This window comes from Kibdelosporangium persicum, assembly GCF_013280595.1.
Classification (GTDB): domain Bacteria; phylum Actinomycetota; class Actinomycetes; order Mycobacteriales; family Pseudonocardiaceae; genus Kibdelosporangium; species Kibdelosporangium persicum.
This window is the reverse complement of sequence record NZ_JAAATY010000007.1, coordinates 17,857-34,145: the sequence shown is the minus strand read 5'-3', so window position 1 is coordinate 34,145 and position 16,289 is coordinate 17,857. Positions and strand designations below refer to the sequence as shown.

Below are 16,289 nucleotides of genomic sequence, written 5' to 3'. Positions count from 1 at the left end.
CGTGATGTAACGAATGAAAACCAGTTGATCACGCACCGCGCCGTTCCGACTACTCTTCGGCCGCGTGGGAACGGCCATCACCCCGCAGCTGGTCGACATCATCGACACAGTTTCCGCGGTTCGCAGGTACTCGTCCGGCACGACCCGGCGCCTCCGGACGTGCCAGGAGGAACGGTGGGGCCTTCGCGTGGAGTGCCCCACGCCGGAAGATCCCTTCGCCGACTCCGAGGTGACGTGGCTGCTGCCGGCGAGCAATCTCCGGCTGACCCACCAACGTCCCCGCTCGCGCCACGCGCGCACCGGCCCGAGCGTGCTCACTGCGGCCCGGATCGTCCGTGAGGGCACTTCGTGGCGCACCACGGATCTCCTGCTCGGGCTGTCGTCAGCGCCTGGCGGGGCCGCACGGATCGTGCGTTCGGAGGAGTTCGCCGCCGCCGTGGCCGGACGGATCCTGCGCAGCGGTGACGCCGATCTGGCGCTGCGGACCGTGCACAGGACGCTTGAGGAGTTGAGCTACTACCGGCACGACCTGAGCGCCTGGCTGACCGGTCAGCACGTTTTCGAGGTCTGGCCGCCGTACTAGCCGGTGCCGGGCAGACAATTCTCACCACGAACCCCCTGCGAGTGGTCAGTTTCTGGCAGGGGGTTCGGCACGTCTAGGGCCGATTACGCACCGAACCGGCGAGGTCACGGCGTGCTGCCTGTTCTTTTACAACTTCTTGGCAACCGGCTTGACAGTTTGTGTGGTCCGGACCACGCTGCTCTGCATTGGTCTACACCATTTGTGCGCCCGGGGTGGCCGGGCTCGAAAGGACGGCACGAGTGAAGCGCTGGATGAAGCTGGCGGCTGGAGTTGTCGCCATCTCCCTCGCGACAGCGGGCTGCGCAGGCTCCGGGGGGTCGGGCGAAGCCCCGAACAACGCGAACACGCCACAGCAGCTCAGCGGTGAGCTGACAGTCTGGCTGATGACAGGTTCCGCACCGGACACCCTGACCAGCGCCCTGCACAAGGAGTTCCAGGACGCCAATCCCGGCGTCAAGATCAAGTACGAGATCCAGCAGTGGAACGGTATCCAGCAGAAGCTGACCACCGCGCTGGCCTCGCAGACGCCGCCGGACGTGATCGAACTCGGCAACACCCAGACGCCGCAGTTCGCCGCGCAGGGTGTGCTGGCTGACCTGACCGACTCGGTCAACGACATGAACGGCTCGCAGTGGCTCAAGGGCCTCAAGGACTCCGCGACGTTCGACGGCAAGGTCTACGGCATGCCGTTCTACGCCGCCAACCGTGAGGTGCTCTACCGCAAGGACATGTTCGAGCAGGCAGGCATCACCACCCCGCCGGCCACGCGCGACGAACTGCTCGCCGCGATCGACAAGCTGAAGGCGAAGTTCGGCAGCGACCCCGACTTCCAGGCGATGTACGTGCCCGGCCAGAACTGGTACGCGTTGCTGTCGTTCATCTTCGACGAGGGCGGCGACATCGCCAAGGCCGAGGGCAGGAACTTCAAGGCCACGCTGAACAGCCCCGAGGCCAAGGCGGGCCTGGAGTTCTACAAGAAGCTGGTGGACGCCTCCGGCACCAAGGCGCCGAAGGACAACGACGAGTCCAACCCGCAGCAGGCCGGCATCTACGGCGGCGGCAAGGTCGCGATGTTCATCGGCACCCCGAACGAGGTGGCCACCGCGGCCAAGACCGACCCGACGATCAAGGACAAGACCGGCGCCTTCGCCATCCCCGGCAAGACCGCGGGCAAGAGCGCCCCGGTGTTCCTCGGCGGCTCGAACCTGGCCATCCCGGTCAACAGCAAGAACACCGCCGCCGCCAAGGCGTACCTGAAGATGTTCTCGACGCAGAAGTACCAGACCGAGATCGCCAAGGGCGGCTTCGTGCCCGGTACGTCGACCGACATCAGCGCGCTGAGCTCGGACCCGTTCGCCAGCGTGATGGCCAAGGCCGCGCAGAACGGCCGCGCGGTGCCGTCCAGCCCGAAGTGGGGCGAGGTCGAGGCGGGCCAGAACCCGCTGAAGGACATGATGACCGCGTACATCACCGGCGCGAAGTCCCTTGACCAGGCGACCACCGACGCCAACGCGGCGTTGGACAAGCTGCTCGCGGGTTCATGACGTCGACGAAGGACGTGGCGGCGATGCCGGCGGGAACCACCCCGCCGGCATCGCCGCGTGTCCCAACCCCGCGGGCACGGCGCCGCAAGGGCTTCAGCGACGCCGTGCTGCCCTACCTGTTGCTGGCGCCGGGCGTCATCGCGATCGGCGCGCTGCTGATCTGGCCGACGTTCCAGCTCGTGCTGATCAGCTTCCGCCAGCTGGACCTGCGGGAACTGGTCACCGGCCAGCTGGTCTGGGTCGGCATCGACAACTACACCGAGGTGCTCGGCGACCCGGAGTTCTGGCAGATCACCGTGCGGACACTGGTCTTCATGGCCGCGGTCGTGGCGGCGACGCTGCTGATCGCGTTGGGTGTGGCGCTGCTGATGAAGCAGCTCAACCCGATCGTCCGGATGCTGCTGCAGGTCGCGCTGGTGGTGGCGTGGGCGACGCCCGCCGTCGCGACGACCACGATCTTCCAGTGGATCTTCGACCAGCAGTACGGCATCCTGAACAAGACGCTGGACCTGCTGGGTTTCGAGGGCTTCATCGGCCACTCGTGGTTCGGCGACGGCCCCAGCACGCTGACCGTGATCGGGCTGCTGATCACCTGGCAGGCCGTGCCGTTCGTGGCGTTCAGCCTGTACGCCGGGCTGATCGGCGTGCCGCGTGAGCAGTACGAGGCGGCGGGCATCGACGGCGCCGGGCCGTTCCAGACGTTCCGCGCGGTCAGCTGGCCCGCCATCCAGCCGATCCTGACGATCGTCACGTTCCTGTCGGTGATCTGGGACTTCCGGGTCTTCACCCAGGTCTGGGCGGTCCGCCAGGGCGGTCCGGACGGCGAGAGCACCACGCTGCCGGTCTACATGTACCTCAAGGGCATCGCGGGCAGCCACTTCGGCACCGCCGGGGCGATCGCCATGATCATGCTGCTCGTCCTGGTCATCCTGCTGGCCCGGTACATCCAGCTGCTGCTGCGTTCCAAGGAGGTGGAGCTGAAGTGAGGAAGTCTCTGCCCCAACGGATCGCGCTCAACACGGTCGGGGTCGTCGGGGCCATCCTGTTCGGATTCCCGACGTACTGGCTGATCACCACGGCGTTCAAGACGCCCGGTGAGGTGCTTTCGCCGCGCTACGACCTGATCCCGCTGTCGATCACCTTCGAGAACTTCACGTCCGCGCTGAGCAAGCCCGGGTTCACCACCTTCCTGACCAACAGCCTGATCGTCACACTCGGCGCGGTGGTCACCGCGTTGATCGCCGGTGTGCTGGCCGCGGTGCCGTTGGCCCGGATGAAGTTCCGCGGCCGCAAGGGTTTCCTGTTCCTGGTGCTGGTCGCGCAGCTGGCGCCGATCGAGGCGCTGCTGATCCCGCTGTACCTGCTGATGCGCGACGCGGGGCTGCTCAACCAGTTGCCGTCGCTGCTGTTGGTGTACATGGCGCTGACGCTGCCGTTCACGTGCTGGATGCTGTACGGCTTCGTCAACGGCATCCCGATCGAGCTCGAGGAAGCCGCGATGATCGACGGCTGCGGCCGGTGGGGGGCGTTCCGCCGGGTCACGTTGCCGTTGCTGGGACCGGCCCTGGTGGCCACGTCGGTGTTCAGCTTCATCACCGCGTGGAACGAGTTCCTCTTCGCACTGGTGCTCATGCGCGACCAGGACATGCAGACCATCCCGGTGTGGCTGGCGACGTTCCGCACCGCGTTCGCGGTGGACTGGGGCGGCATCATGGCCGCGTCGGTGATCTACGCGGTGCCCGCGCTGATCTTCTTCCTGATCGTGCAACGCAAGCTGGTGTCCGGACTGACCGCGGGTGCGGTGAAGGGATAACTGTATGTCCACACTGGAGAAGCTCGCCGAATCCGTTCTGCTGCCGGCGTTCGGCGGTACGTCCGCACCCGACTGGGTACGCCGCAGGATCGGCGAGGGACTCGGTGGTGTGGTGTTGTTCGGCCGCAACGTCGTCGACGACGCGCAGGTCCTCGAGCTGACCACCCAGCTGCGGTCGGAACGCGAGGACGTGATCATCGGGATCGACGAGGAAGGCGGTGACGTCACCCGGCTCGACGTCAACACGGGCTCCTTCGTTCCCGGCCCGCTCGCGCTGGGCGCGGCCGGGGACCCGTCGCTGACCACCGCCGTCGCGGCCGCGCTGGGCGAACGGCTCGCCGCGTGCGGGCTCACGCTGAACCTGGCGCCGTGCGCGGATCTGACGCTCGCGGCGGAGGACCCGATCATCGGTGTGCGTGCCTTCGGCTCGTCGCCCACCGAGGCCGCCGAACACGTGGCGGCCTATGTGACCGGGATGCAGAAGTTCGGTGTGGCCACGTGCGTCAAGCACTTCCCGGGGCACGGCGCGGCGGGCGAGGACTCGCACAAGAGTCTTCCGGTGCTGTCCCGGACCGAGGAGGAGCTGCGGGCCATCGAGCTGGTGCCGTTCGCCGCGGCGATCAAGGCGGGCACCCGCGCGATCATGTCCGGCCACCTGGTCGTCCCGCCGTGGGGTGAGCGGCCCGCGACCCTGAACTCCAGGGCGCTGGTGGACATCCTGCGTGGCGAGCTGGGCTTCACCGGCGCGATCGTCACCGACGCGCTGGACATGGCCGGCGTGGTCGGCAGCTTCGGCAACAACGCGGGCATCCCGGCCGCGTCCGTCGGCGCGTTGATCGCCGGTGCGGACGCGTTGTGCATCGGCGGCCAGGCCTTCGAAGAGTCCCTTGTGGACGCCATCACGGCCGCGGTGGCCGAGGCGGTCAGGTCGGGCGCGCTGCCGGAGGAGCGGCTGGCCGAGGCCGCCCGGCGGGCTTCGGAACTGCGGACGCCACCCGTCCCCACTCCGGTCAGGCCGGTGGACCTCTCGCTGGGACTGCGTGCGGCCCGGCAGGCGATCCGGGTCCAGGGCGACGTCCGGCTGACCGGCCCGGCGCTGGTGGTCGACGTCGAGTCGGCCCCGACCATCGCCGCGGGCCCGATGCCGTGGGGCGTCGGGCAGTACCTCGTCGAGAAGGTGCCGGGCAGCAAGTCGCTGCGCAACGCCGGCCGCGACGAGATCCTGGCCGCGGCGAAGGAGTTCGACCAGGTCGTGATCGTGACCAGGGAGGCCTACCGGCACGGGCACGTCCGTGAACTGCTGGAGTCGTTGGGCGACCTGGACTTCATCCACGTGGAGACCGGCGTGCCCGGTGCCGATCCCGGTTCCCGGCCACGGATCGACACCTTCAGCGGCTCGAAGGTGAGCATGATCGCCGCAGCCGAACGCCTGACCACCTGAAACCCCCTCGTGAGTGTTTGGCCGTGTTCTAACCCTGATAAACACTCACGAGGGTGACCAGGCGGTTTTGCTGGCCCAGGACTCCGCGCGGGGCAGGGCTTCGTCGAACCACGCGTCCTTCGCGGTCGCCGCTTCGCCCAGGTTCTCGCCGGACGCGAAGCGCGTCGCGATCCCGCGCTTGAGTTCGAGGTAGTTCGCGCGTTCCTCCGGGGAGGCACGCAGCCAGTCGCGGAACAGCAGAGCGTGCCGCCAGTCCTGGGTTCCCGCCACCCGCAGGTGGATGTTCGCCAGCCTGCCGGGGTCCGCGGAGTTGTGGTACCGCTTGGTCTCCTCGCCGCGGTCGCCGGTGTTCTCCGGCCGTACCGGGAATCCCGCTTCGGTCAACGGCTCGGCGAACGAGTCCGCCTGCTCCAAAGAGGACACTGTCACCTGCAGGTCGATGATGTCCTTGGCGGGCAGGCCGGGCACTGACGTCGACCCGATGTGGTCGACACGCAGACCGCCGGTCACCAGCTTGATCCGGGCCGCCAGCCGGGCCGCCTGCAACGGCCATTCCGGGTTGTAGTCGTACAACCGGGCGTTGCCGTACTTGTCCCAGCGGCGCAGACGGACGTTCGCCTCGAACGGCACGAGGCGGTCGGCCCACAACGCGTCGGCCTGGGCGAGGACCTGGTCGGGCGTACCGGAGTTGTCCAGCCAGACGTCGGCGACCGCGCGGCGTTGCTCCTCCGTCGCCTGAGCGGCGATCCGCGCGCGGGCGTCGGCCTCGGGCATGCCACGGGTCTCCACCAGCCGGCGGACGCGCTCCTCGACGTCCGCGTGCACGACGACCACGAGGTTGTACATCGGCGCGTAGTTCTTCTCGACCAGCAGCGGCACGTCGTGGATCACCACGGCGTCGTCGGCCGCGTTCGCGAGCATCTCGGCGGTTCGGCCGCCCACCAACGGATGCACGATTCCGTTCAGCCGTTCACGCTGTTCCGCGGAGGTGAACACGACCGCGGCCAGCTTCGGGCGGTCCAACGAGCCGTCCGGCGCGAGGATCTCCGGGCCGAAGGCGTCCACCACGGCCGCGAGGCCCGGCGTGCCCGGTTCGACGACCGCACGGGCCAGCCGGTCGGCGTCGATCAGCACCGCGCCGTGTTCGGCCAGTCGCCCGGCCACCGTCGACTTGCCCGATCCGATCCCGCCGGTGAGCCCCACTCGCAGCATGAGCTTGATCGTAGGTAGGCCTAGCCCCACCCGTGCACTGGGCCTGCGGGCAATGCCGCGTGCCGGACGCCACGGGCAGACTGATGACGTGCTGCGGGAGATCGCCATCGCGCCTTTCCGGGGACTGGTCCTGGCCGGGCTGTCGGTGCTCGGCCTGGTCGCCCTGATGGCGCACGCGGCCGTCCTGATCCTCACCAGTTCGTTCGGCTTGATCATCCTCGTGCCGTGGGCGGTCGGCCAGGCCCGCAAGGTGACCGGCGTCCGGCGGACCCTGGCCGCGAGGTGGGACAGGGTGCGCATCGCGCAGCCGTACGCCCCGCCGCCCGCACCGCCCCTGCCGGACGTCGAGGGCTTCTACGTGAGCGAAGGCCAGCTGTACAAGACGCCGCGGATGCCCATGCTCTACGCCAGGATCGACTGGATGCTCGACGATCGCGCGACATGGCGCGACATCGGCTGGCTGCTGCTCAACGCGACCCTCGGCAACGTCCTGGCCCTCACGCCCGCCGCACTGATCGTCTACGGGACGCTCACCATGCCGTGGGGCGTGCCGCTGATCGCGCTCGGCTTCCTCAGCGCGCCTGTGCTGCTGCGCCTGCACACCACAGGCAGCCGGGCCCTGCTCGGGCCGGCCCGGCGCGGGTTCCGCAGCCGGCCCAGCACGTGGTTTCCGATCTGGGGACGCTGCTCGGCGCTCGCCGCCCTGTCCCTGCTCAGCTTGGTCGCGCTGGTGGCACCCCGGGCGTGGCGGGTGGCGAACCAGCGCCGGAAGCTGGCCGGCGACTGGTCCGGGGTGCCGGTGGCGAAGCCGTACGCCAACCGCACCACCAAGCGGGACCGGCTGTTCTTCGCCCTCGACCCGTTCGTCGGTTTGCTCATCACCGCGGTGCCCATGGAGCTGGTGGTGTACGGCGGCTGGGGCCTGGCACTGCCGCAGACGTGGCGCTGGTTCACGGGGCCGGACGAGCCGGACTGGGCCGCCGGGTGGTACGGCCAGTTCGCCGGCTCCGACGCGCTGGCCATCCCGGTGGGCCTGGCGATGGTCGTGGCCGGCCTCTGGCTCTCGCCGCCGTTGGCGCGGCTGAACGGCCTGTGGGTGCGGCTGATGCTCGCGCCGAGCCAGGAAGAGGCCCTGGTGCAGCGGGTGCGGGAACTGACCCACACCCGGGCCGAGGCGACCGACGCGGCCGAAGCCGAACTGCGCCGGATCGAACGCGACCTGCACGACGGAGCCCAGGCCCGGCTCGTGGCCATGGGGCTCGGCCTGGGCGCGCTGGAGCGGCTGATCGACCACGACCCGGCGAAGGCGAGGCAACTGCTGGCCAAGGTCCGGGACAACTCCGCCAAGGCGCTGGCCGAACTGCGTGACCTGGTCCGGGGAATCCACCCGCCGGTGCTCGCCGACCGCGGCCTCGGCGACGCGGTCCGGGCGCTGGCGCTGGACACGCCGTTACCCGTCAAGGTGCACGTGGATCTGTCCCGCAAGCTCGACCCGCCGGTGGAGTCGGCCGCGTACTTCGCGATCAGCGAGGTGCTGTCCAACGTCACGAGGCACGCCGACGCCGACGCGGCCCGGGTGGACGTCTGCCTGGGTGCGGACACGCTTGAGCTGACCGTGTGGGATGACGGACGCGGTGGCGCCGACATGTCGCGCGGCACGGGTCTTCGTGGCGTCGCGCGACGGCTGAGCGCCTTCGACGGCGCGATGACCGTGTCCAGCCCGGTTGGCGGGCCGACGACGGTGCGGATGACGTTACGGGTCAGCGCGGGCTGAGCGCGCGGTCCGCGATCTTGGCCAGGACGGTCGGAGCCTGGCTGGCCGGGACGACGTCCAGGGAGGCGATCACGACGACCGTCGTGGCCTGGTAGGTGGCGACCAGCGTGGCGAGCTTCCTGCCGACCAGCAGCGTGCCCTTGTCGGCACCGACGGTGACGTCGCTGGCCTTGGCGCCCGCCCCCTTCTCGTCGGCGACGGTCTTCTCGACCCGCGTGCTCGCCGCCTTGGCGTCGCCGTAGCTCGCCAGCCCGACGTGCACGGGCGCGTCGTCGACCTGCTCGCTGGTGCCCAAGCCGTAGTAGCAGTCCATCCGGGCGGTGCGGCCGATGCTCGCGTCGGCGGAGCCGTTCACCAGCTTCGCCTGTCCCGGCATCGGTTTGCCGACCATGTCGCTGATCTCGTCCACCGAGGCGATCGCATCGCACCCTGTCGGCAGGACGCCGACGATCCGCGCGGGCGCGGACGTGACGGGGCTCGACGACGGGGTGAAAGTCGGGATGGGGACTACGAGGGGTGTGCGTTTCTCGGTCGCGCAGCCCGCCAAAGCGGCGATCAGCGCCACGGCGGACGCGCTGCGTGTCCATGCCTTAGCACTCACAAGGTGTAGACCGTAGTCCCCCAGTCAGGTGAAGGGGACAGCAATCCCCGAAAAAGTAACGAACGAACAACGCGAGTTACGCACGGGTTTAGCCGTTGAGCAGCCTGATCAGCGGTTTCTTGATCATCCGCGTCCGGATGGTTGCGGGGAAAACTTCGCGGGTCGCGCGGGTGGACGCGGCCCCGGCGGGTGCCCGGCCCTCGCTCGGTCGGCCTCGGCCCGCGACAGCGCGAGGCCCCCGCACCGGTTCCGGTGCGGGGGCCTCGTTGCGTACTGGCTAGCGAGCCTGATCAGGGATCAGACGCCGCCGGACAGCTTCTCGCGCAGCGCGGCGAGCTGCTCGTCGCTGGCCAGCGTGCCACCACTCTTGGCCTGGGTCTCGGACCCGGCGGAGGAGTAGCTCTGGTCGCCCGCGGCCTCGGCGCCCTCGCCGGCAGCGGCGGCGGCGTCGGCCTCGGCGGCCTTGCGGATCTGCGACATGTGCTGCTCGTAGCGGGCGTGCGCCTCGGCGTACTGGCGCTCCCACTCCTCACGCTGCTTGTCGAAGCCCTCCTGCCACTCCTCGGTGGCCGGGTCGAAGCCCTCGGGGTAGATGTAGTTGCCCTCGGCGTCGTACTCGGCGGCCATGCCGTACTGCGTCGGGTCGAACTCCGAGTCCGGCGTGAAGCCCTCGTTCGCCTGCTTGAGCGACAGCGAGATGCGACGGCGCTCCAGGTCGATGTCGATGACCTTGACCATCACGTCGTTGCCGACCTGCACGACCTGCTCCGGGATCTCCACGTGGCGCTCGGCCAGCTCGGAGATGTGCACCAGGCCCTCGATGCCCTCGTCCACGCGGACGAACGCGCCGAACGGAACGAGCTTGGTGACCTTGCCCGGCACGATCTGGCCGATCGCGTGGGTGCGGGCGAACTGGCGCCACGGGTCTTCCTGGGTCGCCTTCAGCGACAGGGACACGCGCTCGCGGTCCATGTCGACGTCCAGGACCTCGACCGTGACCTCCTGGCCGACCTCGACGACCTCGGACGGGTGGTCGATGTGCTTCCAGGACAGCTCCGAGACGTGCACCAGGCCGTCGACGCCGCCGAGGTCCACGAACGCACCGAAGTTGACGATCGAGGACACGACGCCCTTGCGGACCTGGCCCTTCTGCAGCTGGTTGAGGAACTCGCTGCGGACCTCGGACTGGGTCTGCTCCAGCCAGGCACGGCGGGACAGGACCACGTTGTTGCGGTTCTTGTCCAGCTCGATGATCTTGGCCTCGAGCTCGCGGCCGACGTACGGCTGCAGGTCACGGACGCGGCGCATCTCGACGAGGGAGGCAGGCAGGAAGCCCCGCAGCCCGATGTCCAGGATCAGACCACCCTTGACCACCTCGATGACGGTGCCGCGCACCGGCTCGTCGGCCTCCTTGAGACCCTCGATCGTGCCCCACGCCCGCTCGTACTGGGCGCGCTTCTTGGACAGGATCAGGCGACCTTCCTTGTCCTCCTTCTGGAGAACAAGCGCCTCGACCTCGTCGCCGACCTTGACGACCTCGTTGGGGTCGACGTCGTGCTTGATCGAGAGCTCACGCGAGGGGATGACACCCTCGGTCTTGTAGCCGATGTCGAGAAGAACCTCGTCACGATCGACCTTGACGATGACGCCTTCGACGATATCGCCGTCGTTGAAGTACTTGATCGTCGCGTCGATCGCGGCGAGGAAGTCCTCCGCCGTCCCGACGTCGTTGATAGCGACCTGCTGCTTGGGCGCGTTGGAAGCCGGGACAATGGTGGTGTCGGTGGACATTAGGTGGGTTGCTCCGGTACGGATTGGGAGTAGTTGGGTTGTCTTGAGTTCTGGCGCACGGTGTGATGACGAGCGCCCCGCGCCTTGTGTCAACATGCACAGGGTTCAACACCGATACGCGCAACCCGATTCCCAGATTCCTCACCTGAACCGCAGGCAGCGCGAAATTCACCGCGCGGGCGGTATCGTACGCGCCCGCGCGATCGCGGGGCAAACCGGATGCCCGTAAGGAGCAGGCGTGGACAGCACTGACACCCGGTACACCGGCGCCCAAACTACTCTCGGGACCGTCGGCCCGGCCCGCCGGAACGTCAGTCCCGGCGAGTCCGTGGCGGCCAACATCGCGTGGTGGGACGCGGACGCGGACGACTACATCGCCGAGCACGGCGACTTCCTCGGCGCCGCGGATTTCCTCTGGTGCCCCGAGGGCCTGCGGGAACGCGACGTCCAGCTGCTCGGCGACGTCGCGGGCAGGGACGTCGTGGAGATCGGCTGCGGCTCCGCGCCGTGCGCCCGCTGGCTGACCGGCCAGGGCGCCCGGGTGGCCGCGCTCGACCTGTCGGCCGGGATGCTGCGGCACGCGAAGCGCGCCAACGATGTGACCGGGATCACTCCGTTGTTGATCAGGGCGAACGCCGAACGGCTGCCGTTCGCCGGCGCGAGCTTCGACATCGCGTGCTCGGCGTTCGGCGCGGTGCCGTTCGTCGCCGACGTGCGGCCGGTCTTCCGGGAGGTCGCCAGGGTGCTGCGGCCGCAGGGCCGCTGGGTGTTCGCGGTGACTCACCCGATCAGGTGGATCTTCCCGGACGATCCGGGACCTGCCGGGCTGACGGTGATCAACTCGTACTTCGACCGTTCCCCCTATGTCGAGGTGGACGGCGAGGGCCGCCCGACGTACGTGGAGCACCACCGCACGCTCGGCGACTACGTGCGGGCGCTGACCGGATCTGGTTTCGTGATCGAGGACCTGATCGAACCGGAGTGGCCGGAGGAGCAGACCCGGGAGTGGGGCCAGTGGAGCCCGCTGCGCGGCGAGCTGTTCCCGGGCACCGCCATCTTCTGCTGCCGGAGGGCCACGTGAGGTTCACGGACGGGCTGGCCGGCACGCAGAGCGCGTGGTTCACCCGGCTCGACCCGATGTTGCCCGCGGCGGTCCGCCCGCCGGAGGGCGACGTGGTCACCGCGGCCTTGTTCGACGGCACGCGCGTCGCCGGGGTGCTGGTCCGGACCCGCCTGACGCCGGACGCGATGCCGACCCTCTGGTCCGCCCTCGAGGTGTGGGAGTTACACCCGATGCTCGGCGAGCACGGGATGACCGAACTGCTCACCCAGTGGCGCACGGTGATGACCCGGCGGACACCGGGCCCGGACTCGTCCTGCCTGGTCACCTGGCCGAGCCGGGACATCGGCGCGGCGCGGGCGTTCCTCGACCACGGCATGGTGCCGCTGTCGACGCTGGCCATCCGGACCGGCGCGCCGGTCCGGTCGTCGCCCGGCCCGCTGGAGGTGCGTCGCGCGAGCACCAGGGACCTGGACACGCTCCTGCCGCTGGCGCTCGCCGAGCTGGAGTACTCGGCGATGGTCGGCGGCACGGTCCTGCGCCCCGGCGCGGAGCAGGTGAAACGGGCGGCGCTCGCGCGGCACCTCGCCCAGGGCGACCCGATCTGGATCGGCGAGCGCGACGGGATCGCGGTCGCCATGGCGGAGTGCTGGCTGAACGAGTCGGCCGAGGGGTCGTGGAGCGAGACCCGGGTCCGGCACGGCCTGTGGGGCTACATCAACAGTTTCTCGGTGGCGCCGTCGTTCCGCGGCGCGGGCGTCGGCCGCGAGCTGGCCGCGGTGGTGCACCGCGAACTGGCCGCGGCCGGCGCGGTCGGCACGTTCCTGTACTTCAACCCGCCGAACCCGTTGTCGACGGTGTTCTGGGCACGGCAGGGCTACCGTCCACTGTGGACTATCTGGGAGGTCCGGCCGGCCTCGGCGTTGCGCTGACCCAAGCTCAGACCCGCAGGCCGCGGCGCAGGTCCTCCAGCGCGTCAACGGCCATCCGCTTGCTCACGGCGGCTTCGGCGATCGTGCTGGATCCGTGGAAGGTGCCCGCGTACCCACGCAGGTCGGTCGGCACACCGGCGTGCAAGAGCCGCCGCGCGTACTCCATTCCCTCGTCCCGCAACGGGTCGAACTGCATCACGGTGACCACAGTCGGCGGTAGCCCGGAGAGGTCCGTCGCCCGCAGGGGCGCGGCGTACGGGGAGACGTCCGCGCCGCCCCGCTTGCCCTCACCCAGGTACGAATCCCAGCTGAACACGGCCTTCGGGTAGTTCCACAGCGGGGTGTCGACATACGTCCGCATGGACTCGGTCTCCAGCCGGTCGTCCAGCTCGGGAATGCCCAGGTACTGGAAGCTGACCGCGGGACCGCCCCGGTCACGGGCGAGCAGCACGGTGCCCGCGGTCAGGCCGCCACCGGCGCTCTCCCCCGCCACGCCGATCCGCGCCGGGTCGATGCCCAGCTCGCTGGCCTTGTTGGCGGTCCACACAAGCGCGGCATAGCAGTCCTCGACCGGCCCGGGGAAGGGCGTCTCGGGCGCCAGCCGGTAGTCGACCGACACCACGACGATCCCCACCTTGTCGGCGTAGATCTTCGCCGTGTTGTCGGTCATGTCGATGTCGCCGACGACGAACCCGCCACCGTGGATGTACACCAGTCCGGGTACCGGGCCGGTCAGCCCGGCGGGCGTGTAGATCCGGACCCGCACGTCGGGCGCGCCTTCCGGGCCGGGGATGAGTTCGTCCCGGATGTCCAGCGGCCGGGCGGGCTCGTACACCGGCATCCGCGCACGCGCCTCGGCCACCTGTGCGCGTCCGGCCACCAGGTCGTCGTAGTCCTTGAGTTCGAACGTGGGGAGCATGTCGAGCCAGGGAAGCAGCTCGGGATCGATGGCGTAGCTCATGATCCCAGGTTCGGACATCGGCACGGGCCTGCGCACCAGCCACCTGGCGGCAATTCGGCGACCCTGCCCCGACACGTGGCGGTGGCGTAGTGTCGCCGGGGTGGAGGGCCTGCTGCTGCGGTTGTCGGCGCTGGACGCCGACGCCGAGAACGCGGTGCGCGTGATCGGCTTCTTCGACCGGCTGATCGCCACCCGCACCGGCCTGGACGTGCTCGCGCGCAAGGCGAGCGAGCTGGCCGAGTGCGCGATGGGCGTGTCCTCCCCCGCGCGCGGCCTGCGGGTCGGCGGCGCGGTGCCGGCGCACGCGGTCCGGCGTGACCTGGACGACGGCACTGTCGTGTGGATGGCACGGGACGGCAAACCGTTGCCGCTGGACGAAATGGTGCTGGAGCGGTTCTCCATCGCGGTCGCGCTGTCGCTGGAGCTGAGCCGGGTCCCGTTGCCTTCCTTGGGTGATCCGGCGTTGGTCGAGCTCGCCCTGTCCGGCAGCGCGGGCGAGGCCGAGCGGTCCCGCGCGCTGCACCTGCTTGAACTCAGGCCCACGACGCCGTTACGCGTACTGGCCGTGAAGGGCAGGCCGACCGGCCTGTCCGCCGCCCTCGGCCCGCTGCACGCGGTGCTCGCGCCGGGTGAGATCCCGGCGCAGGAAGGCGAAACCGGCGTCAGCGCCAAGGTTCCGGCGATCGAGGCACCGCGGGCGTGGGCCGAGGCCCGGACCGCGCTGCGCTTCGCCGCACCCGACGAACCAGTGGTGCACGCGGACCGCCTGGGCGGCCGGATCGCGCTCGCTTCCCTTCCCCGCGAGGAGATCGCCGCACTGCCCGACGTGATCGCCTTGGACAGCCTGGACCCGCAACTGGTCGAAGTGCTGACGGCCTTGTGCCGCACCAACTCGATCCGTCAGGCCGCGGCCGCGGTCCACCGCCATCACAGCACGATCCCGGCCCGCATCGCCCAGGCCGAGACCGCGCTCGGCTTCCCGCTGGACACCCCGGACGGCCGGTTCCGGCTCAACCTCGCCCTGGTCCTCCGCCGGTTACGCGACAACTAGGGCCTCAGGTCCTTGGCCATCCAGTGGCCTACGTAGGCGTCATCGTTGAACGGTTCCACCTCGACATAGCCGCACTTGGCGTACAGCGCCCGCGCCTCGACAAGGTCTGAGCGCACGTCGAGGCGCATGGTGACCGCGGAGTGCTGCCGGGCGACCTTCTCCGCCTCGGCCAGCAATGCCTGGGCAACGCCTTGGCCACGGGCCGCCGGTACCACGTAGACCCGCTTGACCTCGGCGTAGGGCGGAACCGCGAAGCGGAGGCCCAGGCAGCCGAGCGGCTTGTCGTCGGCCGAGCGGGCCACGAGCATGAGCAGGTCGTCGCTGGGTTCGTCGAGCAGCACCTGGTCGATTTCCCCGGCGGTCATCTGCCTGCCATGGTACCTGCCGACGATGTCGAAGTAGTACTCCCGCACCAGCGGCATCGCCTCAGGCACAGGCGTCGCGACGATCTGCATGACTGGATCGTCACAGGCGCGTCAACACGTTTGTCCTGGGCCACAACCAGACCCGCGCGAAGTCGTCAGCCGAAGCGCCTGCGCTCCTCGAGCTTCCTGTCCGCCAGCAGCACGAGCAGCGCGGTGCCGAGCCCCGCGCCGAGGACCTTGTCGCCGAAGTCCTTGCCGGTCACGGCGAGCGCGAGGCCCGCGACACCGCCGATCGCGTCCAGTCTCGCCGCCAGCTCGCCGGGGAACATCGTCAGCAGCAGCACCGGGTCGCCGTCCTCCATCCGCTGCGCGGCGGCCACTCCCGCCATCGTCGTGAGCCTGGCGATCACCGCCGGGTACAGCAGCGCTTTCCACACGAAGTTCATGCCGACCAGCTTCACCCCAACCTGGACATGGTGTCAAGACAGAGTGTCCGGACAGTGTGTCCGGTTTGTAGGATGCGACTATGCCGCCCGTGATCCACCCGAGCCGATCCACCCGCAAAGAGCGCCGCGAGGCGATGGAGCGGCGCATGCTCACCGCGGCCGAGCAGCTGATCAGGGACGGTGAGAACTTCGGCGAACTGAGCGTCGAGCGGCTGGCGGGCGCCGCGGGCATCTCCCGGTCGACCTTCTACGTGCACTTCGAGGACAAGGGCGACCTGGCCCGGCGGATGGTCAAGACGGTCGTCGCCGAACTGGAGGACGTGTCGCGGGGCTGGTTGACCTCAGCCGACCGAGCCGACCGGGACCAGCTCCGGGCGGCGGTCGACGCGATCATCGGCGTGTACCGGGAGCACGGCGCCGCGTTCACGATGGTCTCCCAGGCGGCCGACTTCGACACCACGGTCGCCCAGGAACTGCGTGGTCTCATGCAGCGGCTGATCACCGCGACCCGGGAGGCGATCGAACTCGGCCAGGCCGCCGGGGTGATGCGCCCGGTCGCGCCGAAGGAGACCGCCGCCGTGATCATCTGGATGATCGAACGGGTCGGCCACCAGATGCTCAGGCCCGCCGACGCGAGCGGGCACGAGAAGGTCGCCGAAGTGCTGACCGACGTCATCTGGTCCACCCTGTACCGCGGCTGAGCGGTCGGCATCAC

16 protein-coding genes are annotated in these 16,289 nt (G+C 69.5%); 10 read left to right on the top strand and 6 right to left on the bottom strand.

The window, feature by feature from the left end:
- Positions 1 to 64 precede the first annotated feature (64 nt).
- From GC106_RS14660 to GC106_RS14640, 5 genes are all read left to right on the top strand, one after another.
- Positions 65 to 583, top strand: coding sequence for a ribonuclease FAU-1 family protein (locus GC106_RS14660; RefSeq protein WP_173129952.1), 519 nt, complete (start codon positions 65 to 67; stop codon positions 581 to 583).
- 239 nt (positions 584 to 822) lie between these two features.
- Positions 823 to 2,127, top strand: a complete 1,305-nt coding sequence (locus GC106_RS14655) for a sugar ABC transporter substrate-binding protein (protein ID WP_173129949.1) — start codon at positions 823 to 825, stop codon at positions 2,125 to 2,127.
- Positions 2,124 to 3,113 (top strand): carbohydrate ABC transporter permease, encoded by a 990-nt coding sequence (locus GC106_RS14650; protein WP_173129946.1) that lies wholly within the window; start codon positions 2,124 to 2,126, stop codon positions 3,111 to 3,113. The genes GC106_RS14655 and GC106_RS14650 overlap by 4 nt, the downstream gene beginning before the upstream one ends.
- Complete coding sequence (locus GC106_RS14645; RefSeq protein WP_173129944.1) at positions 3,110 to 3,940, top strand: carbohydrate ABC transporter permease; 831 nt, start codon at positions 3,110 to 3,112, stop codon at positions 3,938 to 3,940. The genes GC106_RS14650 and GC106_RS14645 overlap by 4 nt, the downstream gene beginning before the upstream one ends.
- Positions 3,941 to 3,944: 4 nt before the next feature.
- On the top strand, positions 3,945 to 5,381 hold the full coding sequence (locus tag GC106_RS14640; RefSeq protein WP_173129943.1) for a glycoside hydrolase family 3 protein: 1,437 nt from the start codon (positions 3,945 to 3,947) through the stop codon (positions 5,379 to 5,381).
- Between the two features lie 45 nt (positions 5,382 to 5,426).
- Here GC106_RS14640 and coaE read toward each other — a convergent pair whose 3' ends face one another.
- Positions 5,427 to 6,593, bottom strand: a complete 1,167-nt coding sequence (gene coaE, locus GC106_RS14635; protein WP_173129941.1) for a dephospho-CoA kinase — start codon at positions 6,591 to 6,593, stop codon at positions 5,427 to 5,429.
- An 88-nt stretch (positions 6,594 to 6,681) separates the two neighbouring features.
- Here coaE and GC106_RS14630 point away from each other — a divergent pair, with 88 nt between their 5' ends.
- Positions 6,682 to 8,367, top strand: coding sequence for a sensor histidine kinase (locus GC106_RS14630; RefSeq protein WP_173129939.1), 1,686 nt, complete (start codon positions 6,682 to 6,684; stop codon positions 8,365 to 8,367).
- Here GC106_RS14630 and GC106_RS14625 read toward each other — a convergent pair.
- Positions 8,354 to 8,968 (bottom strand): hypothetical protein, encoded by a 615-nt coding sequence (locus GC106_RS14625; RefSeq protein ID WP_173129937.1) that lies wholly within the window; start codon positions 8,966 to 8,968, stop codon positions 8,354 to 8,356. The two genes, GC106_RS14630 and GC106_RS14625, sit on opposite strands and share 14 nt — an antisense overlap.
- Positions 8,969 to 9,265: 297 nt before the next feature.
- On the bottom strand, positions 9,266 to 10,759 hold the full coding sequence (gene rpsA / locus GC106_RS14620; protein WP_173129935.1) for a 30S ribosomal protein S1: 1,494 nt from the start codon (positions 10,757 to 10,759) through the stop codon (positions 9,266 to 9,268).
- A 238-nt stretch (positions 10,760 to 10,997) separates the two neighbouring features.
- Here rpsA and GC106_RS14615 point away from each other — a divergent pair, with 238 nt between their 5' ends.
- The gene (locus tag GC106_RS14615) at positions 10,998 to 11,840 is read left to right on the top strand and encodes a class I SAM-dependent methyltransferase (protein ID WP_173129933.1); all 843 of its coding nucleotides are present in this window, start codon (positions 10,998 to 11,000) and stop codon (positions 11,838 to 11,840) included.
- Positions 11,837 to 12,751, top strand: a complete 915-nt coding sequence (locus tag GC106_RS14610) for a GNAT family N-acetyltransferase (protein WP_312872652.1) — start codon at positions 11,837 to 11,839, stop codon at positions 12,749 to 12,751. The genes GC106_RS14615 and GC106_RS14610 overlap by 4 nt, the downstream gene beginning before the upstream one ends.
- A gap of 7 nt (positions 12,752 to 12,758) precedes the next feature.
- Here the strand turns inward: GC106_RS14610 and GC106_RS14605 are convergent, their stop codons facing one another.
- On the bottom strand, positions 12,759 to 13,712 hold the full coding sequence (locus GC106_RS14605; protein WP_173129930.1) for an alpha/beta hydrolase: 954 nt from the start codon (positions 13,710 to 13,712) through the stop codon (positions 12,759 to 12,761).
- Here GC106_RS14605 and GC106_RS14600 point away from each other — a divergent pair.
- A complete protein-coding gene (locus tag GC106_RS14600; RefSeq protein ID WP_217280533.1) occupies positions 13,711 to 14,763 on the top strand; it encodes a helix-turn-helix domain-containing protein in 1,053 nt (350 codons plus the stop codon). The genes GC106_RS14605 and GC106_RS14600 overlap by 2 nt on opposite strands.
- Here the strand turns inward: GC106_RS14600 and GC106_RS14595 are convergent.
- Together GC106_RS14595 and GC106_RS14590 are read right to left on the bottom strand one after the other, a co-directional pair.
- A complete protein-coding gene (locus GC106_RS14595; protein WP_173129927.1) occupies positions 14,760 to 15,218 on the bottom strand; it encodes a GNAT family N-acetyltransferase in 459 nt (152 codons plus the stop codon). The genes GC106_RS14600 and GC106_RS14595 overlap by 4 nt on opposite strands.
- Before the next feature lie 65 nt (positions 15,219 to 15,283).
- A complete protein-coding gene (locus tag GC106_RS14590) occupies positions 15,284 to 15,574 on the bottom strand; it encodes a hypothetical protein (protein ID WP_173129924.1) in 291 nt (96 codons plus the stop codon).
- An 80-nt stretch (positions 15,575 to 15,654) separates the two neighbouring features.
- Here GC106_RS14590 and GC106_RS14585 point away from each other — a divergent pair, with 80 nt between their 5' ends.
- Positions 15,655 to 16,275 (top strand): TetR/AcrR family transcriptional regulator, encoded by a 621-nt coding sequence (locus GC106_RS14585; RefSeq protein WP_173129921.1) that lies wholly within the window; start codon positions 15,655 to 15,657, stop codon positions 16,273 to 16,275.
- Positions 16,276 to 16,289: the final 14 nt, after the last annotated feature.

Bases quoted from the DNA above. Each gene is read 5' to 3' on its own strand.
- rpsA (WP_173129935.1), bottom strand. From the start codon at position 10,759: ATGTCCACCGACACCACCATTGTCCCGGCTTCCAACGCGCCCAAGCAG.
- GC106_RS14640 (WP_173129943.1), top strand. From the start codon at position 3,945: ATGTCCACACTGGAGAAGCTCGCCGAATCCGTTCTGCTGCCGGCGTTC.
- GC106_RS14585 (WP_173129921.1), top strand. From the start codon at position 15,655: ATGCCGCCCGTGATCCACCCGAGCCGATCCACCCGCAAAGAGCGCCGC.
- GC106_RS14590 (WP_173129924.1), bottom strand. From the start codon at position 15,574: ATGAACTTCGTGTGGAAAGCGCTGCTGTACCCGGCGGTGATCGCCAGG.
- GC106_RS14595 (WP_173129927.1), bottom strand. From the start codon at position 15,218: ATGCAGATCGTCGCGACGCCTGTGCCTGAGGCGATGCCGCTGGTGCGG.
- GC106_RS14605 (WP_173129930.1), bottom strand. From the start codon at position 13,712: ATGAGCTACGCCATCGATCCCGAGCTGCTTCCCTGGCTCGACATGCTC.
- GC106_RS14650 (WP_173129946.1), top strand. From the start codon at position 2,124: ATGACGTCGACGAAGGACGTGGCGGCGATGCCGGCGGGAACCACCCCG.
- coaE (WP_173129941.1), bottom strand. From the start codon at position 6,593: ATGCTGCGAGTGGGGCTCACCGGCGGGATCGGATCGGGCAAGTCGACG.
- GC106_RS14600 (WP_217280533.1), top strand. From the start codon at position 13,711: ATGATCCCAGGTTCGGACATCGGCACGGGCCTGCGCACCAGCCACCTG.